Source organism: Leclercia sp. GLN_9 (assembly GCF_043105735.1).
GTDB lineage: Bacteria > Pseudomonadota > Gammaproteobacteria > Enterobacterales > Enterobacteriaceae > Enterobacter > Enterobacter adecarboxylatus.
In genome coordinates this window covers 142,216-167,510 of the sequence record NZ_JBICLV010000004.1, presented here as the reverse complement: position 1 = coordinate 167,510, position 25,295 = coordinate 142,216, and the positions used below count along the sequence as shown (strand labels likewise).

24 protein-coding genes are annotated in these 25,295 nt (G+C 53.1%); 11 read left to right on the top strand and 13 right to left on the bottom strand.

Features of this window, described 5'->3' with window-relative positions; genetic code table 11:
• Nucleotides 1-254: 254 nt before the first annotated feature.
• The 8 genes from ACF8PE_RS00835 to ACF8PE_RS00800 all read right to left on the bottom strand — a co-directional run bounded on the left by ACF8PE_RS00835 (nt 255) and on the right by ACF8PE_RS00800 (nt 7,114).
• Nucleotides 255-1,001 carry a YoaK family protein gene (locus tag ACF8PE_RS00835; RefSeq protein ID WP_032617902.1) on the bottom strand — a complete coding sequence of 249 codons (747 nt, stop codon included), beginning with the start codon at nt 999-1,001 and terminating at the stop codon, nt 255-257.
• Nucleotides 1,002-1,213: 212 nt separating this feature from the next.
• Nucleotides 1,214-1,837 (bottom strand): glutathione S-transferase family protein, encoded by a 624-nt coding sequence (locus ACF8PE_RS00830; RefSeq protein ID WP_392494280.1) that lies wholly within the window; start codon nt 1,835-1,837, stop codon nt 1,214-1,216.
• 296 nt (nt 1,838-2,133) lie between these two features.
• On the bottom strand, nt 2,134-2,574 hold the full coding sequence (locus ACF8PE_RS00825) for a DUF6389 family protein (RefSeq protein ID WP_392494278.1): 441 nt from the start codon (nt 2,572-2,574) through the stop codon (nt 2,134-2,136).
• Between the two features lie 174 nt (nt 2,575-2,748).
• The gene (locus ACF8PE_RS00820) at nt 2,749-3,066 is read right to left on the bottom strand and encodes a YebG family protein (protein WP_032617905.1); all 318 of its coding nucleotides are present in this window, start codon (nt 3,064-3,066) and stop codon (nt 2,749-2,751) included.
• 92 nt (nt 3,067-3,158) lie between these two features.
• A complete protein-coding gene (locus ACF8PE_RS00815; RefSeq protein WP_032617906.1) occupies nt 3,159-3,641 on the bottom strand; it encodes a glutathione peroxidase in 483 nt (160 codons plus the stop codon).
• Nucleotides 3,642-3,734: 93 nt separating this feature from the next.
• On the bottom strand, nt 3,735-3,974 hold the full coding sequence (locus ACF8PE_RS00810; RefSeq protein WP_032617907.1) for a DinI family protein: 240 nt from the start codon (nt 3,972-3,974) through the stop codon (nt 3,735-3,737).
• A gap of 98 nt (nt 3,975-4,072) precedes the next feature.
• Nucleotides 4,073-6,262, bottom strand: a complete 2,190-nt coding sequence (locus ACF8PE_RS00805) for a TonB-dependent siderophore receptor (protein WP_077226688.1) — start codon at nt 6,260-6,262, stop codon at nt 4,073-4,075.
• Nucleotides 6,263-6,736: 474 nt separating this feature from the next.
• Complete coding sequence (locus ACF8PE_RS00800) at nt 6,737-7,114, bottom strand: RidA family protein (protein WP_130588924.1); 378 nt, start codon at nt 7,112-7,114, stop codon at nt 6,737-6,739.
• Nucleotides 7,115-7,580: 466 nt separating this feature from the next.
• Here ACF8PE_RS00800 and ACF8PE_RS00795 point away from each other — a divergent pair, with 466 nt between their 5' ends.
• On the top strand, nt 7,581-8,054 hold the full coding sequence (locus ACF8PE_RS00795) for a hypothetical protein (RefSeq protein ID WP_392494275.1): 474 nt from the start codon (nt 7,581-7,583) through the stop codon (nt 8,052-8,054).
• A gap of 143 nt (nt 8,055-8,197) precedes the next feature.
• Here ACF8PE_RS00795 and ACF8PE_RS00790 read toward each other — a convergent pair whose 3' ends face one another.
• The gene (locus tag ACF8PE_RS00790; RefSeq protein WP_392494274.1) at nt 8,198-9,109 is read right to left on the bottom strand and encodes a LysR family transcriptional regulator; all 912 of its coding nucleotides are present in this window, start codon (nt 9,107-9,109) and stop codon (nt 8,198-8,200) included.
• A 122-nt stretch (nt 9,110-9,231) separates the two neighbouring features.
• Here ACF8PE_RS00790 and ACF8PE_RS00785 point away from each other — a divergent pair, with 122 nt between their 5' ends.
• Nucleotides 9,232-10,542: a serine hydrolase gene (locus tag ACF8PE_RS00785; RefSeq protein ID WP_164540278.1), complete on the top strand. Its 1,311-nt coding sequence runs from the start codon at nt 9,232-9,234 to the stop codon at nt 10,540-10,542.
• Here the strand turns inward: ACF8PE_RS00785 and ACF8PE_RS00780 are convergent.
• Both ACF8PE_RS00780 and ACF8PE_RS00775 read right to left on the bottom strand, forming a co-directional pair.
• Complete coding sequence (locus ACF8PE_RS00780; RefSeq protein WP_186371763.1) at nt 10,539-10,739, bottom strand: hypothetical protein; 201 nt, start codon at nt 10,737-10,739, stop codon at nt 10,539-10,541. The two genes, ACF8PE_RS00785 and ACF8PE_RS00780, sit on opposite strands and share 4 nt — an antisense overlap.
• Before the next feature lie 249 nt (nt 10,740-10,988).
• The gene (locus ACF8PE_RS00775) at nt 10,989-11,864 is read right to left on the bottom strand and encodes an oxidoreductase (protein WP_144883214.1); all 876 of its coding nucleotides are present in this window, start codon (nt 11,862-11,864) and stop codon (nt 10,989-10,991) included.
• A gap of 143 nt (nt 11,865-12,007) precedes the next feature.
• Between ACF8PE_RS00775 and ACF8PE_RS00770 the strand changes: the two genes are divergently transcribed.
• The 9 genes from ACF8PE_RS00770 (at nt 12,008) to pgaD (ending at nt 24,249) form a co-directional block, all read left to right on the top strand.
• Nucleotides 12,008-12,610: a TetR/AcrR family transcriptional regulator gene (locus ACF8PE_RS00770; RefSeq protein ID WP_032617913.1), complete on the top strand. Its 603-nt coding sequence runs from the start codon at nt 12,008-12,010 to the stop codon at nt 12,608-12,610.
• A 363-nt stretch (nt 12,611-12,973) separates the two neighbouring features.
• Nucleotides 12,974-13,531, top strand: a complete 558-nt coding sequence (locus tag ACF8PE_RS00765) for a histidine phosphatase family protein (protein WP_392494272.1) — start codon at nt 12,974-12,976, stop codon at nt 13,529-13,531.
• 717 nt (nt 13,532-14,248) lie between these two features.
• Nucleotides 14,249-14,863, top strand: a complete 615-nt coding sequence (locus ACF8PE_RS00760; RefSeq protein WP_059308020.1) for a hypothetical protein — start codon at nt 14,249-14,251, stop codon at nt 14,861-14,863.
• Nucleotides 14,864-15,433: 570 nt separating this feature from the next.
• Entirely contained in the window at nt 15,434-16,201 is a 768-nt protein-coding gene (locus tag ACF8PE_RS00755; protein ID WP_392494270.1) for a Slam-dependent surface lipoprotein, read from the top strand.
• 37 nt (nt 16,202-16,238) lie between these two features.
• On the top strand, nt 16,239-17,669 hold the full coding sequence (locus tag ACF8PE_RS00750; protein ID WP_392494268.1) for a surface lipoprotein assembly modifier: 1,431 nt from the start codon (nt 16,239-16,241) through the stop codon (nt 17,667-17,669).
• Between the two features lie 324 nt (nt 17,670-17,993).
• Entirely contained in the window at nt 17,994-20,459 is a 2,466-nt protein-coding gene (gene pgaA / locus ACF8PE_RS00745; protein WP_103793224.1) for a poly-beta-1,6 N-acetyl-D-glucosamine export porin PgaA, read from the top strand.
• Between the two features lie 9 nt (nt 20,460-20,468).
• Nucleotides 20,469-22,484, top strand: coding sequence for a poly-beta-1,6-N-acetyl-D-glucosamine N-deacetylase PgaB (pgaB, locus tag ACF8PE_RS00740; RefSeq protein WP_144837796.1), 2,016 nt, complete (start codon nt 20,469-20,471; stop codon nt 22,482-22,484).
• Entirely contained in the window at nt 22,481-23,815 is a 1,335-nt protein-coding gene (pgaC, locus tag ACF8PE_RS00735; protein WP_392494266.1) for a poly-beta-1,6-N-acetyl-D-glucosamine synthase, read from the top strand. The genes pgaB and pgaC overlap by 4 nt, the downstream gene beginning before the upstream one ends.
• Entirely contained in the window at nt 23,812-24,249 is a 438-nt protein-coding gene (gene pgaD / locus ACF8PE_RS00730) for a poly-beta-1,6-N-acetyl-D-glucosamine biosynthesis protein PgaD (RefSeq protein ID WP_392494264.1), read from the top strand. The genes pgaC and pgaD overlap by 4 nt, the downstream gene beginning before the upstream one ends.
• A gap of 64 nt (nt 24,250-24,313) precedes the next feature.
• Here pgaD and ACF8PE_RS00725 read toward each other — a convergent pair whose 3' ends face one another.
• A complete protein-coding gene (locus ACF8PE_RS00725; RefSeq protein WP_156424700.1) occupies nt 24,314-24,460 on the bottom strand; it encodes a hypothetical protein in 147 nt (48 codons plus the stop codon).
• Between the two features lie 52 nt (nt 24,461-24,512).
• The gene (locus tag ACF8PE_RS00720) at nt 24,513-25,289 is read right to left on the bottom strand and encodes an alpha/beta fold hydrolase (protein ID WP_392494263.1); all 777 of its coding nucleotides are present in this window, start codon (nt 25,287-25,289) and stop codon (nt 24,513-24,515) included.
• Nucleotides 25,290-25,295: the final 6 nt, after the last annotated feature.

Below are 25,295 nucleotides of genomic sequence, written 5' to 3'. Positions count from 1 at the left end.
GCGGTGTGTCTCCCTGTGCGCATGCGTTATAGCAACCATCGGTTGCCTGTTGTTATGCCATGAATCGGCAGGGGTCATTGAGCTATAGCAAGCGAACGGGAAGGGTTCCAGCGAAGCGGCGAAATTTGTAACCCTATGAAAGTGAGGGAAACATGGGGTTATGCCTTATGGGATAAGGGTTGACAGGTGGCGGGCAGAATTGTCTTAAAGATAATTTCATTAAGTGACACCGTCACTTAATGAAAGGATGTGGTTTATGATTTGCTAAGCGCAGCGCGAACCTTGCGCACACGCAGTGAGGTACTGACAATGGAAAAGGCGGCCACGAGCACCAGTATGACTCCCAGCGCCAGCATCGCGTTAAAGCCAAACCACCTGAACAGTATCAGCCCCGCAATACCCCCGGTGATAAACGAGAAAAGGGTGGTGAGATGGGTTATCAGCTGATTTTTTTGTCCTGCGGTATCTTTGGAGTAGTCCCTGCGGAGCATCGCCACTACCACGGAGGCCAGCGAAATGCCTGCGTCGGTTAACGTACCGGTAATATGAGTCGATCTTACCCGGCCACCGGAAAGTTGAGTGGAGGTTGAATTATGGATCCCCATCAGGCCGCAGAGAAAAACAATAATTTCACGGTTGGTGGTGAAGGTATGAAAAAACATTTCATACAGGGACACACCGGCCAGTAATAACCCTTCAATAAACAAAACCTGACAAAAAATGAGCCGGACATTATGAACAATGCCCCATAAAACAATAATCCGCGCAACGATTGCCCCCGTGACAAAGGCTAAAATAATCGTGGCAAAGAAAATAATATCATTCAGATCCGTTGAGGAGACTTCACTGGAAAATTGTGAGGTGTTGCCGGTCATATGGGAAGGGAAAAAGCCGAATGCCCCCAGCGCAATGGCATTCAGCAATCCCGCGGAGGTGGCGAGCCACAGGGCAAGCCGACGATCCTCCTGATGCGTTCGTTCTTTCTTGAGTTTAATCAGCAAAGAATACCTCCGGTTTGAGCTTTGCCTGAATAATCAGGCTAGCAAAGCGTTTTAACGGGTTGTCCAGGATAGAGCTTAATTATTACGGCACCGGAGGCGGAGGGAGATTTAGTAATTAATTAAAATAACCTTGTTAAAAAAGCGATTATTTAAACCCGGACGCGAAACGTCTCCCGACTACTGTGTCGCAATCGCGAGACGGCGCGGGATGCTTACAGCATTCCATTATTCCCGTGGCGTAAAAATGCCGGACGCTGGTTTAAGCGTGCAAACCAGGCCTCAATGGCAAGGAACGACGGGCGGTCAAAGGGCGTCATTTTCCAGCGGTTCACCGACAGCCCCAGCACCACGTCGGCCAGGGTAAAGGTCTCGCCCGCCACCCATGCCCCGGTGCGTTGCAGCTGCTGATCAAGGATCGCGATATGGTGGTTCCACTCCTTAATCCCCGCCGCAATGCGTTCAGGATCGTTAAAGTCCGGGTTTTTACGCCCCAGCGCCGGGAAGACATAGCGCCAGGCGTTGTTAAATTCGCTTGCCTGCCAGTCCATCCAGCGCTCGACGTTAGCACACCCCTGCGGATCGCCGGGGAGCAGATCGTCACGCCCGGCTTTGCGCACCAGATAGCGGCAGATCGCGTTGGATTCCCACAGAACAAAATCGCCATCGATTAGCACCGGCACCATGGCGTTCGGGTTCAGTGCGCGAAAGGCATCGGTTTCCGTCGAGGCAAAGCCGCTGCCGTAATCTTCCTGGAGATAGTCCAGACCGATTTCTTCGCAGGTCCAGAGCACTTTACGCACGTTGATGGAGGTGGTTTTGCCGAGGATTTTTAGCATGGCGCAGGTGTCCTTTGTGGTTTGTGTTAATCACAATACATCAGGTATGCAGGGAGTTTAGGGCAAATATTGGTGGGGGAAGGGGGCGACCAGCAAGATATCCCGATCACCGGTTTCTTTGAGATGTCGAGGGTTGCGGACAATGTGATAAAAGCGCGGGGTATCTTTGAACATCCGCGCACAACGCTCAGGTCGGCAGGCTGATGGCTGTTCCACGACGTTTTCTGTGGGACGGGCAAGCGAAACGCACCCGTCGTGGCTGGAAGGCTCTCTCCCTAGACGAAGAATTCATCTTCTTAGTCGAGAGGAATAAGCCCTTCTGTACAGTCGCACTCCTCACCAAATACGTATGCCGGAATGCCTAAACCGTCAGACAAGGCCCAGACCTGTTTAACCCAGCCAATGGCTGCCTCAACAATAATATCGTTGACCGGAAACGAAACCTCTTCAGGGTCGAAGATGGGCACGTCTGGCTGGAGTTTACCGTCGATAAATTTTACGTCGAAAAGCTCCCGGTAAGGCGCTATAGCGCTGTTTAACACGTATAAATCTGGCCCCCGGAGATGGATCATGACTGAAAACATCCCGTCCTCATCCTGGACGGGATGGATACCCACCTCAGCGGCCTGCGTTTTTATGGGAAGAATGCCCTTAATGCCGCGGATCTTTTCGACCGCCTCCTGCGTGTGGATGTGAAGAATATCGTGCAGCGCACTTCTGTATTGTGTTTCTGTCATATCCCGATTCTCTTTAATTCTGAGGCTTACACTATAGCGCCTGTCCTCTGCTTCTGGCACACAGCGGATATGTCAGCCTCGTCCATGAAGCCGTCATGACCCCTCACATAAAAAAACGCCGCAAGCAGTTTTCTGCTTACGGCGTTCAGGATCGGTGATGATGTGTTCTGGCTATCAGGCCGCTTTTACCGCTCTGATTTTTTTACTGCCAGCCGCATCTGACTCGGTGTTATCTGTTGCAGGTGTGGCATTGCGATCGGGCACCTTACTGGTACGCAGAATATGCTGCACAGCCTCTTTCTGCTCGGCGAGATACAGCCCAAGATCTTCAGCCTGCGTTTCATCCATCTGCTTACCGCTTTGCAACAGCCAGTCGGTGAACGCTTCTGCCAGGTCGAGCAGTTTGTCGTGAGCGTCAGCCTCTTTCTTACTGGCAAATGTCATTTTCTCTTCACCTTTTCTTACGACAACAAATTTTGTTTCAACAGCCATTATGCGCCCTCCGTACTGTAATTATATACAGTATACCAGTTCCTGATGGGTGTTGCAGCCAAAATGTGCTGCCGCGCGTTGCGGCACAACCGCTAGATGTCGAGAGCAGCAAGAATAGAGGCTTCCAGTTTTTCCGGGGTGGTGAGCGGTGCAAAACGCTTGATGGGTTTGCCGTCGCGTCCGATCAGGAACTTAGTGAAATTCCACTTGATCCGCTTACCCAGCACGCCGGGTAATTCGTCTTGCAGGTAACGAAACACCGGGTGCGCCGTTGGGCCGTTAACGTCCACTTTCTCGAATATCGGAAAGCTCACCCCGTAGTTGATCTGACAGGTCTGCGTGATGTCGTCGGCATTGCCGGGTTCTTGCTTACCGAACTGGTTGCAGGGAAAACCCAACACCACCAGCCCCTGGTCGGCGTACTTTTTATAAAGCTTTTCCAGGCCGGCGTATTGCGGTGTAAAACCACAGTGGCTGGCGGTATTCACCACCAGAACCAGCTTACCTGCATAGTCGGCCATCGGGATAAGCTGGCCGCGCAGGCTGGTGGCAGAAAGTTGATGAAAGGTCGTCATAGCGGAAACCTCAAAGATGAACCCTTTTTTCAGGCGTTGTGGAGTATAGACGCTGGGGGCAAGATGCGGTTTCCGTCTCAGGGCGTGAGAGGCTTACTCAGCAACCAGCCACATATCAGCTTCGTCAAACATCTCCTCCAGCATACGATTGAGTTTTTCCCGATCGCTTTTACTGGCATCGCTGTTCAGACCGTTCGCCTGCATCGGCTTAACCTTCACCTCGGCGTCCGGAAAGATGCGGTGCACGCGTCTGGTCAATTCATCCAGGATGATTTCCCTGGCGCCCGCAAGCCCCGCAACATTTCGTTTGTCGTAAACCAGTTCCACGAACATGACAGATCTCCAAAAATACTGTTTTAATGTACAGCATTCTTACCGGAGCAGTGATATCTGTCAACTACCGCCCGTCTTGCAGGCGGTAGTTGTTACTATCAGAACAGGACCGAGTAGTTCAGGCCAAAGGTACGACCGCGGCCTTTATAGGTATAGAGGTTCTCCGCCCCGTAGGTTGGGCTGTACAGACCCGGTGCGCGCTGTCCCCATGCGGTGGTGTAGTCTTCATCCAGGACGTTTTCAACGCTAAAGCTCAGCTTGCCCACCGGCAGAAGATAGCTACCTAACAGATCCACGGTGTTATAGCCTTCAATGCGTTTACCCGCTTCATCAGACAAATCAAAGGTCTGCGTACTTTGCACACGCAGCGTCCAGTCGCCTGGCGCCCAGGTCACCCATGCGCTCATTTTGGACGGGCTGGCGCTGTCTACCGTTAGCTTTTCCCATTTCCCATCGACGCGGGTTTCCGATTTGATCACGTTAAAGTTTGTGCCGGTGCTCCACTCGCTGTCAGTGAAGAAGTAATCCACCTGGCCTTCAACCCCGTAGATGCGACGCTCATCATCTTCCACGTTGATGGTCATGTCACTTTTGTTGATGTTGATGGTTTTGTCGGAGAGCGAATAGTATCCCGCAATCTGGGTGCGCAGGTTATCCCCGGTAAAGCGCCAGCCCAGCTCGTAGGCATCTACCTTAATACCGTCAAGTTTCGAGTCGTTAACGTTAACGCTGTTGACCAGGCGGTAATGGCCATTCACCAGCTGATAAGTACCGGAGCCGTAGTATTTCGCCAAATCCGGGATCTCAAAGCCCTGCGAGAAGTTAAACCAGAGCTGCTGACGTTCGGTCAGATGACCCAGAATACCGGCGTTAAAGAGCAGGTTGTTGTAGTCGGTTTTCCCGCCCGGTACAGCGTCTGCCGAGGTGGCTCGGCCCGTGGCAATCCCCTGTTGTTGGGCGTAGCCAATAAAATCGTCGACCTTGTTTTCGGTGTACTGATAACGCACGCCGCCGCTCAGGGTGATGGCGGAGAAGTCATAGCTCGATTGCAGGAACGGGGCGAGGTTAGTGATGCTGTAGCCCGGATAGCGACCGACGTTATAGGCGTTATCCAGCTTCATGCCGCCGCTGGCCGCTGCTTTGTTAAGGTCGAAGAACTGCTGATTGGCATCGAAGGTTTCGTGCTCGGCATCCACACCCCATGTCAGCGTTAACGCATCCAGAGGTTTACTGTTGAGGGTGAGTTTGCCGCCATAAAAATCGGTTTTTTGCTGGGATGCGCCAATGCTGGTGACCCGGCCACCTGAAAGCGTAGGGAAGGGGTAGTACGTCAGGTTCTCATCGCGGTAGTAAATTTGTGCGAGCAGATCCTGACCCCAGAAATCGGTGTTGGAATATTGCAGGTTAATAAGATGGCGTTCGGTGCCAGGGATACGGTCGGAGTCGAGATTATTTTTATTGTACGCATTGCCGGAACCGGTCACGGCCGAGAAGTTTTCGCCAAGATACAGGCCGTGCTTACCGTCGGATTCACTCTTGTAATACTGCGTGGTGAGCTGCAACTGCTGATGATCGTCGATATTCAGGGTGCCGGTGCCCATCACGTCCAGACGGTCTGAATACTGCAAACCGGTCTGGGTGTTATCAATGTTGACCTCGTTACCCTTGCCGTCATACCAGCCGCCAAAGCGCTGATACGCCACTGACAGCCGCCCCGAGGCGTTGTCGTTGCCGCCGCTGACTGCCGCCGCAATGTTTTCGTCATTATCGTTATGGCTGTTGAAGCCCGACTTTACGCCGGTCTGGAACTCGACTTCCGTTTCTGGCTGGCCCTTTTTCGTGACGATATTGATTAAGCCGCCGGTACTGCCGCCGCCGTAGAGGGAGGTCGCGCCGGAGATCACTTCAATGCGGGAGATATTAAACGGATCGATAGAGTCCAGCTGGCGGCTGTCGCTGCGCGAGGAGTTTAAACGCACGCCATCAACCATCACCATCATGGAACGGCCGCGCATATTCATACCATAATTGGTACGCCCCTGGCTGCTGACATCCATACCGGGGATCAACTGCGCCAGTACCTCTTTAAGTTCTTTCCCGCCCTGAACCTGCTGCTCAATGTCAGCCTGTTCAATGACCCAGGTGGTCTGTGCCATGTCGGTAATGCTGTGATTTGTACGACTGGCGGAGACCACCAGCGACTCTTCTTTTTGTCCTTCAGCCGAGGCATTAGCGGCTAACATCATTAATAAACAAGGGTTTAAAGCCCAATAGCGACGCGCTTTCATTATTGTGATCATCCTGATTATTCAAGGTGTCAGAGGCGTTGATGCCCCGTACCGCACGTGAATCACCCTTTAAAGGTGATAGTGATTATCGGAATAATATGAATTCTCATTTCAATGTAAACAGTTAGTGTTAAAAAATGTTTCTATAAAGGCGTGATTTTAATGGGGTTTTTGTAGGCGAGGGGCGAGGCTGAGAAGATGCAGGCCGCTATTGCGCAGGCCGTACCCGCGCAGCGTTCCCGCTGACAGGTGCCTCGCACATCTCAAGCCAGCACTGTGTCCTTCTCGCCACTATTCATGGGGGAAATGACTTCCAGCGTGTCGGCATGCTTGCAGGGCACGGCAGTTCAGGTGAATCACACCCAGGCCATGACGACGGCTTGAATGTCAGTCAGGAGCGCAAAGCGGACATACGGGAATGATAAAGCGTTCATTTAACCGAATAGCCATCACTACCCGGCCGTCAGGAATGAATTAAAGCCCAAAAATAGCTTCAATTTCGATTGAGAGGTCTGGAGAGAAAAGGCGGCTGACTTCCACGAGCGAACTGGCAGGTAAGTGATGACCATAATTTCGGTACAGCACTTCACGAAGCGCAGCGATCTCTTCAAAAGAGGTAATGAAAATGGTCACTTTGATCAGGGCTGAGAAATCCGCGCCTTCTACGCTGACAATTTTCCTGAGTTGACTGAATATTTCTTCAGCCTGCTCAACAATGCCTTTATGTTGAGCAGGTGTGCCAAATGCGGTCAATCCTGAAACATAGAGCGTGCTGCCATGTTTTACAGAATGAACATAAGGTGCCTTTACTTCACCTAACTCAGGATAATTCTTCCGTATTATATTGTTCATAACGAAGGCCTTTCTGGAAGTGAGCAAACAACAACCTTACCATTCCCCTGTTAATGCTCAACGATTATTAATAATGACGCTCGCCATGTCTGCTTACTCCACAGTCCGTTGCCTGTTTCGCTATAAGCGAGGAGCGACCGATCGGCATGCGTTCTTCCTGAAGAACAATAATCCACCTAGTGGCGTCAGCACGTCGCCATTCATGCAGAAGCCAGATTGCCTGAGGATTATCGCTGAGGTTTGGCCCGGCAAATAATTGCGGCAGCATTCTTCAACCCGCTATTCCCGTCAATCCTGCTGTCTCAGGCCGTTCATCTATACTGACTGTTGCAGTGACATACCGTGCTCAGATGAAAAAGCGTAAATAACGTGACCGTGTAAATGCGTTAATCAGAAAGAGTGTTCCTGACTTCTACCGCAATAAAGCTTAAAGAATAAAAACTTTTATTTATCCGGGAGATAATGAATGAAATTAACCCAATTTGTTTATTCCGCCTTAATTGGCGTTGTTGCCAGCTGCCGTTCCATGACGCCGATGGCGGCCATCGCCGCAGCACGCATTGCCGGGCGCAACACAACGGGCCATCTTTTTCTGCTCGACCGTCCGTTATTTAAATTCGGCGCGTTCGCGATGGGGGTAGGTGAACTCTTTGGCGACAAGATGAAGTCAGCGCCAGACCGCACCGTGTTTTTGGGCTTGTCAGCCCGCGTGGCAAGTGCAGGAATTGCGGGTGCCGCGTTGGCACCCAGCGGAAAAGAAAAAGCCGGAGCAGCGATCGCTGTCTCTGCCGCCGTGCCACTGGCCTATGCCACGCTGGCGGCACGCAAAAAAGCCATCGAAGGGATAGGGCAGACCAAAAGTGGCCTGGTTGAAGATACGCTCATCGTTGCTCTTGGAGCCGCGGTGGTCTACTTCGCTACGCGCTCAAATCGCCATTAAAGGCACGCCTGCCTCTCAGGATGATTCCGACAGGGCATCATATAAGAGCCAATGGCCGCGTCTGGCACAAAGCGGACATTCAATCTCACAGCCTGTGGGCCTCCTCCGGCTTCCCGATATAGCCAGGTCGTCGGCCCCATCCGCTAACCAGCATGGCCGGCAAGCGTCACGGCTGGCTCCGCCCAGACATCGGGAATGATCTTTATCGCCTCGCTGACGGCGAAATCTATCGTCATGCCGGGCTTCCACAGCATCACGATCATCTGGCTCAGCGCCAGATTGCCCACCTCCACATCAATCGCTTTAACGTCACGCCAGCTGGCGGCGGCAAAATGCTTCGGCAGAAAGGCCCATCCCTGGCCGCTCTCCAGCATATGGCGCAGCAGCGCCCGGTCATTGGTGTAGAAGGTACGATCGGCGATGCGTCCTTGCTTCGCCGCCACGCCGTCGGGCGCCGGATGCATCACCAGTTGCGGCTGCGAGGCGAGTTCGAATAGCGATACCGGCTGCTCGTCCGCGAAGAGCGATGCGGCGGCGTAAAAATCGAGTTCGACCACCCCCACCGAGCGCCACGCCATCTCGCTGCCCAGACTGCGGTTACGCGCCTGGCAGAGCGCCAGCTGCACCGCGCCGCAGGCGAGCGCCGCTTCCGCCTCTTCGCGCGCCGCGCTCCAGGCGCTGACGCGGATGTTGCTCTCCGCCAGCGTCTCAATCAGACGGCAGAGAAAAGGGCGTGGCACAAAGGGATCGTAGACCAGGCTGATTTCGTCGGAGATATCATGACGGACATGGCGCGCCGCCGCGTCGAACGCCTGCGCCTGGCGCATCAGCAGCGCCGCCTGTCGCTTCAGCCGCTGACCCTCTGGCGTCAGCGCCAGCGTGCGGCCCTGTCGCGAAAAGAGCGCATAGCCCAGTGCCGCCTCCAGAAACTCAATTAGCTCGCTGACCGTGGCGCGATCCTTGCCAAGCTGTTTCGCCGCCTGCGAAACGGTGCCGAGCGCGGCGACGGTAGAAAACGCCTCTATTTGCGCAAAGGAAAAACTGAGACAGGCCATATCTGCTCCCTGATGTAACTGGTTGGGGGGATTTCCCCACATATGCTGATTTTTGCACAGCGCAGGCCAAATCTATACTACGGCTCGTCAATTTTAAGGCTTGCTAAGAAGGAAACAGAGTGATGAAAAGTAAAAAAAACCTGCTACTGGCAGCATCGCTGACGACGGCTGCGCTGCTGTCGTATGCAGCAACAGCCGCTGAGCCTGAGTCCTGCGGCGGCGTACCGCTGAGCGTCTGTCCGACGCCGTTCGATCGCGACCTGCCCGATCCCAAAACCATGCTCAACTGGGATCAACAGGATCGCGTGGTGGGCTTTCGCAACGACTACCGCAACTATCCCGCCGATGTTTTTCATCACGGTACCGCCCAGCCGCTGCCGCTGGCGAAGCATCAGCTCGGTGAGGTTAGCTACCGCGTCAACGGCCACCGCTACAGCATGGCGGACTACCTGCAGCGTCAGAACGTGGCGGGGATGTTGGTCCTGAAAAACGGCCAGATCGCCTACAAATATCTGGCGCACGGCAACAACGACAGCACGCTCTGGACCTCGCGCTCGGTGGGTAAATCAGTGGTGTCGACGCTGGTCGGCGTGGCGCTGAAACAGGGGAAAATCCACTCGCTGGATGACAAGGTCACCGATTACGAGCCGGAGCTGAAAGGCACCGCCTGGCAGGACGTGACGCTGCGACAGCTGCTTACCCACACCTCCGGCGTGGCGTGGAATGAAGATTACACAAGACCCGACTCCGATTTTGCCCAGTTGACCCAGTGCGAGGCGCGTGCTGGCACCTATGATTGCGTGCGCGGGCTGATTACCAGCCTGAAGAAGGCACATCCGGCGGGCCAGCACTGGTCCTACTCATCGGGCGGCGCCTGGCTGCTGGGTGACGTGCTGGAGCGCGCCACCGGCATGTCGCTCGCCGCGTATCTGCAGCAGAGCATCTGGCAGCCTTACGGCATGGCGAGTGACGGTGTCTGGCACGCCTATCAGCCCGGCAAACATGACGTTGGCGCGCACGGCTTCAACGCCACGCTGGAGGACTGGGGGCGCTTCGGCGAGTTTGTACGGCATGAGGGGCGCCTGCCGGACGGCGATAAAGCGTTGCCGGACGGCTGGCTGAAGCTCGCCTCTGGCTGGACGCAGGCACAGGGCTCGGTTTCCGTCGCGCATCCGCAGGGCATTTACGGCTTCCAGTGGTGGAACAACGAGGTGCCGGCGAACGCGAAAAACGTCGAGCCTACGCCGCAGCAGTCGCTGAAGGGGTCGCTCTGGGCGCTGGGCATCTATGGCCAGATTATTATGGTTAACCCCGCCGAGCAGCTGGTGATTGTGCAGTGGTCGACCTGGCCGCAGGCGGAACCCTCGTTTAGCGCCCAGCCGCTGGAGGCGTCGCTGATGTATAGCGCAATCGCGCAGCAGCTGCGCGACTAAGAAAAATCGGGATGAGGGCTGTCAGCTGGCGGAGCCGTAAGGATAGTGCAGCGTTTATTCAGCAGCGATTCAACGGAGGCGCGATTGCCCTTGTCCCAGCCGCGCCGCGTGGTCAGCAGGGTATGTCCCTTCTCGGCCGAGAAAGTAGCGCTGTACCAGCGCCACGTCAGTTGATGTGAGTCGCAACTTTTCACCATTGCTTAAGTTCCTGAACGAAGCTGGCGACAGACTCTAGTCTTGCTCACTGCATTGTTTGTCCGTACTCGCTGCGATGGCTACCAACTTCATACTCGTCCGCTTTGAGCGAAAAGCGGACGTTTTACAGAATGGCTTATGGCACCTGTCATTAAAGGCGTCGAGGCGTAAAGAGTCCGTTTCCGGGCGCACTATGACGCACAAGAACACCTGCGAGCCTGAAACGTCAAAACCGCCTTTCGGCGGCTTTTTTATTTATTTTCAGTCATTTCGTTAAGACGACGGACCTGGTCTGCCGAGAGCGACAAACTGGCTGCTGCAAGGTTCTCGCGCAGGTGCGCCACCGAGGAAGTGCCCGCTATAACCAGAATATTGGGCGATCGCTGAAGCAGCCAGGCAAGTGCTATCTGCTTTGGTGTCGCACTGGCTTCTTCTGCAATCTCGTTAAGCAGCGAGGACTGTAACGGCGTAAACCCCCCAAGCGGGAAAAAGGGTACGTAGGCCACCCCTTCATCTGCAAGCGCGTCGATAAATGCGTCATCGCTGCGACTGACGAGGTTGTACTGATTCTGTACACAAACAATGTCAGCGATAGCTTTAGCCTCGGTAAACTGCTTGTGAGTCACATTGCTCAGCCCGATATGGCGGATTAATCCTCTCTGCTGTAAACGGACAAGCGCCTCAAGTGAGTCAGCGAAAGGCGCATCCTGAGGGCCGTTGGCATTCCCCAGTCTCAGGTTGACGATATCAAGCGCACTGAGTCCCAGCGTATTAAGATTCTCATACACTGCGCGTTCAAGCTCTTCTGGACGTCGGGCAATTTGCCAGGAGGCATCGGCTCCCCGGACAAAACCTACTTTGGTGACCAGGGTCAGGCTGTCTGGATAGGGTGACAGTGCCTCGCGTATCAGCTGATTCGCAACGTCCGGGCCATAAAACTGGGCTGTATCGATATGATTTACCCCTCTCTCTACCGCCTCTCTGAGCACGGCAATTGCCGCCTCTTTATCGCGCGGCGGCCCCCATACGTGCGGCCCGGGCAGTTGCATGGTGCCATAACCCATCCTCCTGAGGCTAAGACGGGTTCCGGTGGGTGTGAAAATATCGTCAGCGAGGTGAGTTTTCATAGGATTATCCTGATCATGGAGGGAGTGAGTGGCGAATAAATTTTATGGCTTGTGAAGGCCAGCCTGACCGGGATAAAATTGCACCCGGTGCAATTCAATATATTGCACTGAGTGCATTATTTCAATAAGGACGGGAAAGTATCGTGTCAGAATCGTCATCACCGCATGAAGGCCTGCGTGAGAGGAAGCGCCGGGAAATGTACCAGCACCTGACTGAAACAGGGCTGAAACTGTTTTCCGAAAAAGGGTTTGAGGCGACCACCCTTGATGATATCGCCAGTCACGCGGGTATCGCGCGACGCACATTCTTTAACTATTTCAGCTCTAAAGAAGAGATCATTCTTGCCTGGCAGAATGGTCTGCCTGACGCCCTGTATGCCGAAATTCTCAGACGAGGTAAAACGGTAACGCCGTTCGGGCTAGTCAGCGAAGCCCTGATGACGATGACAATCAATATGTCTCCTGACGTGGCGATACTGATAGCGAGGATCACTCAGTCGACAGAACAGTTGCGTCTGGGAAACCAGATGAAGTTTCTCAAAATGGAGGAGGCCGCTCATGCTGCTCTCTGCGTACTCTGGCCAGAAACGGAGAGAGTGCAGGCGCTTAAGATCGCTGCTATGACAGGTGTGGGTGCTATGCGGATCGCAGTGGATACCTGGTTAAGCGAAGCGTGTAGTAAACCGCTCAGCCAGTATCTCGAAAGTAACATTCGCTCTTTGCAGTCTACAGTGACGACCTCCTGACTTTGTTCCTGGTATCACACGGGGTGCTGTATCGAAACGACCAGCATCCCCATTACCCACCAAATTTTGCCTGAAGCGTCCCTGCGTTTAAATCAGTTTGGATATCTCTTCTCCTGTTAATTCTCGCCCTGAGACGTAAACGCTGGAAATAAGGGTTCGCTAACATTGTTTTGAGGAGGTAAGTCAAAATCAAAAGCCGCAATTAACGCTGCTTTGCGCTCTTTGAGTCATTTGATCGGTTCTGCGTTATTCACTTGATGAGATATTTCAATCCTGTAGTCAACCCTAAATAGGGTGGTAGTGCACGCTGTCTTGATAGCGTAGTCTGCCTGCATTTGAAGACTTATTAACAAGAAGCGTTGCATGGAAATTATTTTAATGCGTCATGGAAGGCCTGCTTTTACTGGCTCTTCGAAAGTAACGAGCTATGAAATGGCCGATTGGATCACAGGATATGATCTCTCTGATACGGGCAACGATATTCCGTCAGAGTCCAGTTTAGCCATAGCGTCCAGCGCGCATCGGATTTTAAGCAGCAATCTTCCCAGAGCACTTTCTTCTTTGAACGCATTAGGCCGTGAACCTGAATGCGTAGATGAGGTATTCAGGGAAGCGGGATTGCCGATATTTCACATGCCCATTTTTAGATTATCTCCAACCCTCTGGGCTGCTTTTTTCCGTGTCATGTGGCTATTGGGCATATCCCGTAATGCGGAGCCTCTGGAAGTAGCGAAACACCGTGCCTTTCAGGCGGCGAGAATCCTTGTGGCGTATGCAAAAGAATCAAACGGCCCGGTGTTACTGATGGGGCATGGAGTGATGAACAGACTGATTGCAAAAGAACTCATATCGTTGGGCTGGAAAAAGTGCCAGCGACAGGGTAAGGGCTACTGGAACGCGGGTATCTACAGCTTACGGTAAAGTTGCTCCCGGAGCCGCGATGGTCTACTCCGCAACGCGCTCAAATCGCCATTAAAGGCACGCCTGTCTCATAGGATGACCCCGTCAGAGGATCATGAAGGAGCCCGCGACCGCTTCTGCACAAAGCGGACGTCAGGGGAGCGCTGTTGTCGCAGAGAATGAGATAAAAGTATTGCGCTTTATGAGCGGCATGTCTGTTGACCAGCGGCGCAAACCTGATGGTAATACATTAGCGTTTTTGTATGGACAACACGTTGGGCTTGAAGCAATCCAAAGACGAGAGGTCTTATAAATCACTGAATAATCTGATGCCGAAAGAGTACCTGCTGATGGTTAAAAATCCGGGAGTCTCACAAAATACGTTGAAATAAAAGGGAGGTACTTAAAGTCCACCTACCGATGTATGCGATTTGATTATGGCCCCCATGTTGATGCCTTGGCCTGACTGGAATCTGCAAGATATATCCCTCTTCATAATTTAAACCATGAATTGAATGACCTTTTTAGGGGGCGCACTGATCATGTAAACAGGAATATTCCTAATGCACGAAATATATCCTTGATGGGTTTGTTGGTAATTAAAATTTTAAAAACACAATAACCGCGGTCTGCTGGTGCGTTTATTAATAACTGATGAGAAATTATTGCATTCAGTTGCAAAGCAAATTTTGTGAATGTAAGTTATAGCCATAATTCATCGCATTAATCAGAGGGAAAATGAAAACTCGCCTGCAACACCCCTTATATTTAGTAGCTTTATCTTCTGCGCTTATTTCTGTATCAGCAAATGCAATTCCTCCTGTTCGTGCCGTAGATGTCAAATCATTTGACGTTGGTGGCGTTAAAATGGGAATGAGCATTGAAGAAGCGCAAGCCGCAATGCAGAAAAACTTTGGTATAAAGCCTGCTCAAATAAGAGCATCAAAGTCGATGGAAAGTCAGACGCCAAGCATCGTTACAGGAAGTCAGCAGATCATTCATCTGGTATATGAAGAGAATGGAACCCGCATGCAGGTGAGTTTCGAACCTCGAGTTCCTTATAACAAATCTAATCCGATGGCTGTTTCGCATGTCACCTATGAAATACCATGGACGAAAGAGAATGAAGTCAACATGGTCGAAGCAGCCTTGAAAAAGTACGGGCCGGTATCTACAGGCGGTGTATTTCCTGTCTGGTGTGAAAAACCAATGCCCACTTCAGGAATGGGCTGTGAGAGCGGTACGGCAAGCCTTACTATGGGGAATACGAAAATAAATCTGATTGATCCTGCGTGGCAGAATGCCGTCATCAGTTACATGAATCAACAAAAAAAGACCAAGCCTATGCTGTAAAAATGAATCCGGATTCATTCTGACTTCATTAAATTAGTCATTGAATCCGGATTAATTACACCACGCATTAAATACGCTTGAACGCTTTGTTTCAGGCGCTCTCCCGTACAGAAGACTTCACGGGTAAGCTAACCCCGCGTTTGCCGCTGCGAGGCTCGGGCAAAATAACCGACAACGGCGGAAGGGGCGTTTTGGTTGAACGCAGTCTGACATTATTCCTCTGATAAAGGGGTGTAAAATAAGTTCAGTGGTGCTCCGTTAAACAGTTAAATGTTGATAAAAATGCAAAGACCTGGCTGACATTATTTGTCAGAAGCAGGAGATAGGATGAATAAGGGCACAGAATAGACGGCACGTGAAAAAGGCGCTAATTAATCGCCTTAAGTCAAATTAACGCCGGTTAATAGAACCACAGGCGCAACGTTGTGTAAGTGGTTGTTAAGATTAATCTTAGAATTGACGAAAATATGGACGAATCATTAGAGATGCTAAATATTTTGGCGTAAATTCACTCAAAAAAATTATGTTACAAATCCTACGAATTTATTCACAACCAAGGACGTTTAGCGTATGGGGATCTTAAAACCTGGTTTATTACTGACTGCTTTTGTACTGACTGCATGTGGCGGTGGCGGTGGTGGTGGTGGCGGCGGTGGCAGTGACAGTACGCCCCCGGTAACCACTGCGCCTGTGCAAACGGATAACGGCAACACGGACACCACACCGGAAACCCCTGTCACGGCACCGGAAACCCCTGCTACGGCACCGGTCAGTCTGACCACCGGCGGTACCATTTCTGGTTGGACCTACACCACACCTGAGGGCCGTGAATATGTTATGCGCGGCACCGGGATCTCTGCGGGTCTGGTGCAAACCCAGCGACTCACCCGTGACGACCATTCCCCGGTCTCTTCAACGTCATGGTGCTGTGGCCGCATGAGTTACACCACCTTCGGTACCTGGACACAGTATGAAAAAGGTCAGCATGACGTCTTCTACACCGGGGATGCCACGCTCGCGGCTAACGTGCCAACCCAGGGAACGGCGACCTATGTGGGTCACGGTATGCGTGAAAATAATCTGAGTGATGCTCACTTTGACATTGATTTCGCTGCGAAAACCATCAACGGCACCATTACCGGAAATGATACTTTCGGTAGCGAAGTTGCGATGCAGGGCAACATTGCCAACGGTGGTTTCACCGGGAATGCGCAATCTGGCGGGCAGGAAGGGACGTTCACCGGACATTTCAACGGTCCCACAGCTGAAGAGCTAGGCGGTCTGGCGCAGTTTGCAGACTCGACTAAAAACGCTTCCTTTGGCGCGACACGTCAATAAATCGTTTTCCGGTCAGCCTGGCTGACCGGACCTTCAGATGGTAAGCCTTTCTATGAATATTTTGCGTACTGGCGCACTGAGTTTGCTGTGCCCGCTCAGCGTTGCGTTTGCTGCGCCGCCGGAAACCGACTCGATTCCTGCTGCTCCCCACCTTGAACGACTGACTACGCCGGACAAGCGCACCGAGCCTGGCGATAAAACGCTGCATGTGACCAATGCGCAACTGGCGGAACAGCCTGAGCTGGCGATGGCGCTACTCGATCAGGCCATTCGTGAAGAAAAGTGGCCGATGGTTCGTGCCATTTTACCTGTCTATGCGGCGTCACCGAATCCCGATGCTACCCTGATTCATTTTGCCAACGCTGGCCTGGCGCGCAGTAAGGGGAATTATGCAGAGGCGATTGAACACTATCGCGCCATTCTGAGTCGTCATCCTGACTTTGCTGCAGTGCGTCTGGATTTAGCGCGTGCCATGTTTGAAAATCGTCAGTTTGACGCGGCTGATTATCAGTTTCGTCGTGTATTACAAAGCAATCCGCCTGAGAATATTCAGCAGGTTATTGCACAGTATCTTGAGCGCATTCAGAATGGCAGCGCATTAACGGGTTCATTCAGCGTGAGTTATTTGAATGACAGTAATGTGAATAATGCTTCATCGGGTAAAACCATTCGGGTTGGCGATCGTCTGTTTATTCGTAATAAGGATAGTTTCCCACAGCGGGGAGAAGGTTTCTGGTTCAATGGCGCATTACAAAAAGATGTTCAGCTCTTTGATCAGCATGGCTTGCGATTTCTTGGTACGGTAAACGGTAAAAGTTACTGGAATAATCATGATTTTGATGATGTGACTACCCGGGCTTATGCCGGATATCAATGGCGTAATTTCCGGCAGCAATTTGCCCTGTTGCCGTTTTATGAAAAAAGATGGTATGGCACCGAGGCCTATTCTTCTGGCCCTGGCGTCCGCGCGGAATACAGTTATTTACTGACGCCCACCTGGCAGGTGAGTCAGGCGCTGGAATATCAGAAACTGGATTATGATGATGAAGATTATCGCTTCTTGCGCGGGCAAAATCGTTACTCTTCTACAACCCTGTCCCATGCCTTCAGTAACCGGGTGTCAGGCTTTGCCGGCGTCGATCTGCTTGAGCAGCAGACCTCCACTCGCAGTGAATCTAACCATCGGGTAGGTTTGCGCAGCGGGGTGCAGGTTGATATGCCCTGGCAACTCTCTTTTGCCGCCACCACGGCCATTGCCAAACGCAATTACCAGGCCGACAGTGATATCTTCTCCACGCGACGTAAAGATAACGAACAGATCTATAACCTCTCGCTCTGGCATCGCGACCTCTATTTCTTTGGGGTGATGCCGAAACTGAATTTCAGCTATAAGCGGGTCGATAGCAATATCAATTTCTATGATTATCAACAGAGGTATATCACGCTTTCTCTGGATAAGAATTTTTAACAGACGTATGCCAGGTCATTTTACTGAGTCTGCAGAAAAAGTCTGATACGAAAGAATGAAATTAACCTGAAAAACACGCTTCGGCGTGTTTTTTTATTTCATGCGTTGGTAAAAGGTAAGCGTGACTGCTAACGTTTTGAGCAGCGTCCAGGTGTTTATTTGAAAATAAGTAGTGCTTTATTGGGTAAGGGTAAATACGAAAAAAGTATGACATTCAACATTTTCCTGTGCTTTTTTGTTTCTTGTTTGGCAAATAAATTCTCGTCATCATTCAGTCATGAATAAATGAAAAGCTCACGTTAAAACAGAGATAAAGGGTTAACTATGTTCAGCGTTTCCTGCTCCTCTTGCGTTATTAAACCCTTGCGTTCAGGACGATACTTATTAATGGTGAGCATGTTATTCCCGACATGGGCATACGCCCAAACATCTGCTTACGACGAACTTATTATTCAGGCACGGGAGGGCGACCGCCAGCCTTTATTGCAATACCTTGCCGTTCGGGAAAAGCAGACACAATTAACGGCAGGGGAGATTGCTGACTGGCTTCAGGTTTCCTCATGGGCCAATAATGACGTCGAGACGCTGGCGGTATGGGATCGTTATCGCCACAGCATGGCCATCCCTGCCAGAGGGCAGGTCGCTGCCGCCCGCGCGCTGCGTAACCAAAAGCAGTGGAATGCCTCGCTGGCCGTCTGGGAAACCGTTCTGCAAGATGAACCCGGCAATAGCGACGCCCGCACCGGCTGGATAATGACGCTCGCCGATGCCCATCGCAACGAGCAGGCCATCACCGAAGCGCAGCGCTGGGCTGACGAGGAGCCGGGGCCAGAGAGAGAGGCACTGCTGGCTTATGTTTATCATGCTCAGGGGAAAAACTGGGATTCCGTACTGGCGGCCAGCCACCTCGATACCGATTCAGACCGCAACAAAAACGCGGTGCCCACCCTGTTGGCTGCCATGTCGGCCAACCGCATTGCCGGCCCCGCGCTGACCCTTTCAGAACGCTACCCACAGCCGGATGCCATTGTACGTCAACTTGAACTGGACGCGGCGGCGCAAACCGTCCGCGCGGCGTTCACGCCTACCCGCAATGAAGATGAACGCTTTCTGGTGGCAGACAAAGCACTGGCTCGCTATAACGCGCTGATCGCCGAGTGGAAAAACCATCCCGAAGCGCAAGCTGATGTGCGACGCGCCAGAATTGACCGGCTGGGGGCGCTGGTTGTCCGTAAACACACGGCTGAAGCGGTCGCTGAATTTGAATCCCTCGAAGCGGACGGAACCCCTGTTCCTGACTACGCCAGAAGATGGATCGCGTCTGCCTATCTTGCGCAGAAGCAGCCGGACAAAGCCGAGTCGCTGCTTGAAAGCATCTATTTTCCGCGTGGCTCGACCCTGGCCTCAAAGCCGCTGACCATGGACGATCAACAGGAGCTGCTGTATGCCCGTCTTGATAACAACCACTTCGACGAAGCGAAGCAGCAACTGGATGCATACAGTAACGAAACCCCTTACCTGCAAAAGGTTTATGGTTCTCCCACGCCGCAGCCCAATGACAACTGGCTGCTGGCCAAAACCTTACAAACCGACTATCTGGTGGCTATCAATGATTTGCCCGCAGCCGAGACGCATGCGGAGCGCCTGGCGCGTACCGGTTCGGGTAACCAGGCCCTGCGTATTGCCTATGCGTCAGTGCTGCTGGCGAGAGGATTACCTCGTGCCGCAGAGCGCGAACTGAAGCTTGCCGAAGTCATTGAACCCAGCAACCTGGCGCTGGAAAGGCAACAGGCATGGACGGCCATGGAGTTACAGGAGTGGCGGCAGGCTGACGAGCTGACGAAGGATGTTGTCGCCCGCAGCCCGGATGATGTCGCCTCGTTGCAGCTTGAACGACTGATGGCGTTGCACAATAAAGCTGAACTGCGGATAGCCGGATCTCAGGGCATCTCATCCGACAGTCCGGTCAGTGGCAAACACGATTTTACTCTCAACACTGCGCTTTATAGCCCGCCGATTAACCAAAACTGGCGCCTGTTTACCGGCTACAACTTTGCCCGTGGCGATTTTGAGGAGGGGAAGGGCATCAGCCGGGATCTTCTGGCGGGGGCGGAATGGACGTCTCGGGGCAGTTGGGCCGAAATGGAGATCTCCGGACGCAACGATGGTAGCGATCAGAAAATCGGCGGACGCCTCTCGGGCTGGTACGATTTCAACGACAACTGGCGGGCCGGTGGCTCGGCAGAGCGGTTATCCCGTAACACGCCGCTGCGTGCCCTGCGCAATGGGGTAAACGCCAACGGTGGCGATCTGTGGTTACGCTGGTATCAGAACGAACGACGCGAATATCAACTTTCAATTTTCGGCGCCCATTTCACCGACGGCAACGATCGGCTGGAATATGGCATCAGCGGCAAAGAACGCCTCTGGACGCTGCCACTTTTTACTCTTGATTTTATCCCTGGCATCAGCGGCAGCCATAACACCAAAGAAGATGTGCCTTATTACAACCCTAAACGTGATGTTTCGGCGGTTGCAGGGCTGCGCGCCGAACATGTGCTGTACCGCCATTACGACACGGTCTGGAGGCAGCAGTTTGAGGCGGGGGCGGGCGGTTACTGGCAAAAAGGGCACAGTGCCGGGGCCATCAATCAGTTAGGTTACGGGCAACGTATTCAATGGAATAACGTAGTGGATGCCGGGGTGAAACTGACCTGGGATAAACGTCCTTACGATGGGAAGCGGGAGCGCAATATTGCCCTCGCATTTGATCTGAATGTCAGGTTCTAAGGGCGCTTCATGATGAAACGATGGCTTCTCGCCGCGAGGGTAATCGTCGGGTGGATGATGATGAGCATGTGTGCATTGGCCGCGGCACCACGTTATCTTCCTCCTGCCGAACGGCCGCCGCTGTATGCGGACCAGCGCTGGCCCACAAACAGTTTTCTTGTGCTGGGTTGGCATGACGTGGAGGACGGTGCCGCCGATCAGCGCTATCTGTCCGTGCGTACCAGTGCCCTGAACGACCAGTTCGCCTGGTTGCATGATAACGGCTACCACCCGATTAGCGTGCAGCAGGTGCTGGATGCCCATGCCGGGAAAATCACCTTGCCTGAAAAAGCGGTGCTGCTGACCTTTGATGATGGGTACAGCAGCTTCTCAACCCGCGTTCTGCCGCTGCTTCGGTTGTTCAAATGGCCGGCTCTGTGGGCGCCTGTCGGCAGTTGGGTGGATGCACCGCAACATTCGCTGGTGGATTTTGGCGGGCTAAAGACGCCGCGGGGAAAATTTGCCACCTGGAAAATGGTACGCGAGGCCAGCGAGTCGGGGTTAGTGGAAGTGGGCGCGCACACCTGGGCATCCCATTACGGTATTCAGGCCAATCCGCAAGGCAGTCTGGAGCCTGCGGTCGCTAACCGTTTATACGATAAAACCCGCGGGCAGTACGAAACGGATGCACAGTTTGAACAGCGTATACGTGCCGACCTGCAGCGCATTTCAAACAAAATCAAAGAGGTCACCGGGAAAGCGCCGCGTGCCTGGGTCTGGCCCTACGGTGCGGCGAGCGGTACAACACTGAAGCTTGCGCATCAGGAGGGCTACCAGATGGCGTTCACCCTGAATCAGGGGCTGGCGAATGCCGCAAATCTGGAAGATATCCCCCGGGTGCTGATCTCCAACAACCCTTCGCTGCGAAGCTTCGCCAGCCAGATAGCTCAGGTCAGGGAACCTGAAACCATGCGGGTTATGCATATCGATCTCGACTATGTGTACGACAAAAACCAGGCTCAACAGCGTAAGAATATCGATCTGCTCATCCAGCGTGTTTTCGATATGAAGATTACCCATGTCTTTTTACAGGCCTATGCCGATCCGAAAGGGGACGGCAACGTCAATGCGCTCTATTTCCGCAGTCGCTGGCTGCCTATGCGGGCGGATCTGTTTAACTTCGTTTCCTGGCAGTTGCAGACCCGTGCCGGGGTGAAGGTTTACGCCTGGATGCCGGTACTGGCGTTTGGGTTAGACCCTTCAGTGCCTCGTGTGGCGGCGTGGTCGCCAGACAACGGACGCATTGCGCCAGATACCCGCCAATATTTGCGCTTATCGCCCTGGAGTGCGGTTGCCCGGCAGAGAATCAACGACATCTACGAAGACCTGGCGCGCCATGCCAACTTCAGCGGCATCCTGTTCCATGATGACGCGTTTTTGACCGACTTTGAGGATGCCTCCCCGGATGCGCTCAAAGCCTATCGGGCAGCGGGCTTCCCGGACAACCTCGCGCAGATCCGCGCCAACCCGCAACTGCTGGCGCGCTGGACGCGCTTTAAAAGTCGCGCCCTGATTGATTTTACCCGACAGCTCACGCAAACCGTGCGTGCCGTGCGCGGCCCCCAGGTCAAAACCGCCCGCAACATTTACGCCATGCCGATACTGGATCCGCAGAGCGAAACCTGGTTTGCGCAGAATCTGAATGATTTTCTCAGCACCTACGACTGGACAGCCCCGATGGCGATGCCGCTGATGGAAAATGTCCCGGTCAACGATGCCAATGCCTGGCTGGACAGACTCGTCGGGCAGGTAGCCCGTTACCCTGGCGCGCTGGATAAAACCGTTTTTGAACTTCAGGCACGCGACTGGCGTAAGGGGGCAGGGCAGGACGATATAAGCGGTGAAATGCTCAACGGGTGGATGCGGCAGCTCAAGCTAAGCGGTGCCAGAAACTATGGCTACTACCCGGACGATTTCATTAACGATCAACCCCGGATGGCAGAGATCCGTTCTGCTTTTTCCTCCTACTGGTATCCGCAAAAATGACCGATCGCCTCATCGCCTTTCTGATCCTTTGCCTGATGTTCAGTTTTCCGCTCGGCGTGGCGGTGGTTTTTACCGGTGAAGTGATCCTTGATTTCGTCTTTTTCTGGCCGCTGTTTATGTCGGCCCTCTGGATAAGCGGTGGGCTTTATTTCTGGTTCTACCGCGAGCGCCACTGGCCATGGGGGCCGGGCACACCGCCACCTGTACTCGAAGGCAATCCGCTGATTTCCATTCTTGTGCCGTGCTTTAACGAAGGGCTGAATGCACGTGAGACTATCGAAGCGGCGCTGGCGCAACGTTATGAAAATATCGAAGTCATTGCTATCAATGACGGTTCTTTCGATAACACCGCGGCGGTGCTGGATCAGTTAGCGCGTGAATATGCGCGGCTGCGGGTGATTCATCTGGCGGAAAATCAGGGCAAAGCGGTAGCCCTGCAGGCGGGTGCCGCGGCGGCGCGCAGTGATTTTCTGGTGTGTATTGATGGGGATGCGCTGCTGGATAAAGATGCGGCGGTGTATTTGGTCGCACCGCTGCTCAATTACCCTCGCGTGGGGGCGGTGACCGGTAATCCGCGTATCCGTACGCGTTCAACGCTGATTGGGCGAGTCCAGGTGGGGGAATTTTCATCGATCATCGGCCTCATCAAGCGTACCCAGCGCATCTATGGTCAGGTCTTTACCGTTTCCGGTGTCATTGCCGCTTTTCGCCGTCGCGCCCTGGCAGAGGTGGGGTACTGGAGCCCGGATATGATCACGGAAGATATTGATATCAGCTGGAAGTTACAACTGCGCCACTGGTCAATTTTCTTCGAACCTCGTGCGCTGTGTTGGATATTAATGCCCGAGACGCTGAAAGGGCTTTGGAAGCAGCGTCTGCGCTGGGCGCAGGGGGGCGCGGAAGTGTTCATTGTCAATATGCGTCGCTTGTGGAACTGGGAGTACCGGCGCATGTGGCCGCTATTTATTGAGTTTTGTATGTCAACCGCATGGGCGTTTGCTTATGCCGTCAGCATTCTGTTGTTTCTCATCGGGCTGCTTATTCCGATGCCCGATTCTTTATATGTTCAGCACCTTTTCCCGCCGGCTTTTACTGGCCTGATGCTGGGCGTGGTCTGTCTGTTGCAGTTCGCGGTCAGTTTGTTTATTGAAAGACGCTACGAGAAAGGTATTGCGGCGTCACTGTTCTGGGTTATCTGGTTTCCGGTGGTCTACTGGATGCTGAGCCTGTTCACTACGCTTGTGGCTTTCCCGAAAGTCATGCTGCGCCGCAAACGCAGCAGAGCTCGTTGGGTGAGTCCCGATCGCGGTATTGGGAGATTAAAACCATGATTCAACCTTTAATTTTTACTGAACAACGTCTGTTTCCACGCGCGCTGGATCTGCTGTTAACGATCGTTGCCTGGCTGGGGTTTTGCTGGCTGATCTACAGTGGTCTGATAAACGCGATTGAACATGATCCTTTTATGGGGACCAGGCCGTTCTACACCACGCTCAGTACGTTGAGTATCTACCTGCTGGTGGCCTGTCTTATCGATATGGCGCTGATCGGCTGGGCAAAATACAACCAGCTGCGCTTTCGAGTTGAACGGCGTAAGCGTCGGCCTGAACTTGAGCACCATGAAGTTGCGGCAAGTTTCAGTATCACCCCCGAACTGGCGCTCATGATGAGTCAGGCCCAGGTCTTTACCCTTTCCCATTATAATACGGGGGGAATCGACCGCGTGTGGATGGCGAAAAACCTCGTTGACGTGCAGAGCAAATAACCTAAAACCTGCCGGTCATTCTGGATGTTTGCCGGCACGTTTTTATGGACTGCCTGCGGCTCGCTTAATACAGCAGGGCATGAATAAGCGTGCGCCGTGCGATGCCTGTAATGGCGGGGATCACGTAGCGAAACAGTCTGACAATCCGGCTGGCAATGCCCGGGAAATACCGACACCGCGCACATCGACTGTCGCCGAACTTCATGAGCATAAAAAAACCACCTTTACAGATGGCTTAGTGATTGGATTTACCTGGCACAGAGTTAGTCAGCAAAACATTTGCGTGCATGTTCTTCCACAAAAGCCGTAACGGTTTCTGGTGCCTCCAGTGGCGGGAAGTGGTTGACCCCCTTCAATACTTTCAACTCTGCTCCACCGCCCAGAACCTGCTGCAGCGCAGTGGCAAACGTAAGCGGGTTAGGTGCATCGTTTTCGCCCTGCAGGATGAGTGCCGGTGCGGTAATGGCTGAATACTGATCCGCCATTTCATGGTTCAGAAACGCCGCCGCATTCGCCTGCAATGCATGCGTCGCCCATTTGGCAGCCTCTGCACCCACGCTTTCGGTTACGCCAAAGGGTTTATAAAATGCCACCGCACCCGAGGGTGTGGATACCGCTTCGCTGACACCTTCCACAGACATACCCGCGTCGCGCATCTGTTTGCCGTCAACATAGCAGGCGGTATAGACCAGCCCGGCCACCTGCTGCGGATATTTCACTGCAAAGGTGGAAATGATGTTACAGCCGATCGAATGGGAAACAAGAACAGCGGGGCCATTGATGCCCGCGGCGTCAATAACCGCTTTCAGGTCGTCTGCGTGACGGGGAATGCTGTATGCCTCTGCTGGCAGGGGTTTGGCTGAACGCCCGTATCCACGGCTGTCATAAGAGACCGTGCGGAATTTTTCAGATAACGCGTCGGTTTGCGCCTGCCAGATATCGCTGATCCCAAAATAGCCGGAGACAAAAATGACCGGCAGGCCCTGGCCCTTTGCTTCGTAGTAGATTTCGATGCCGTCGTCAGTGATTGCGTATGCCATAGTTTT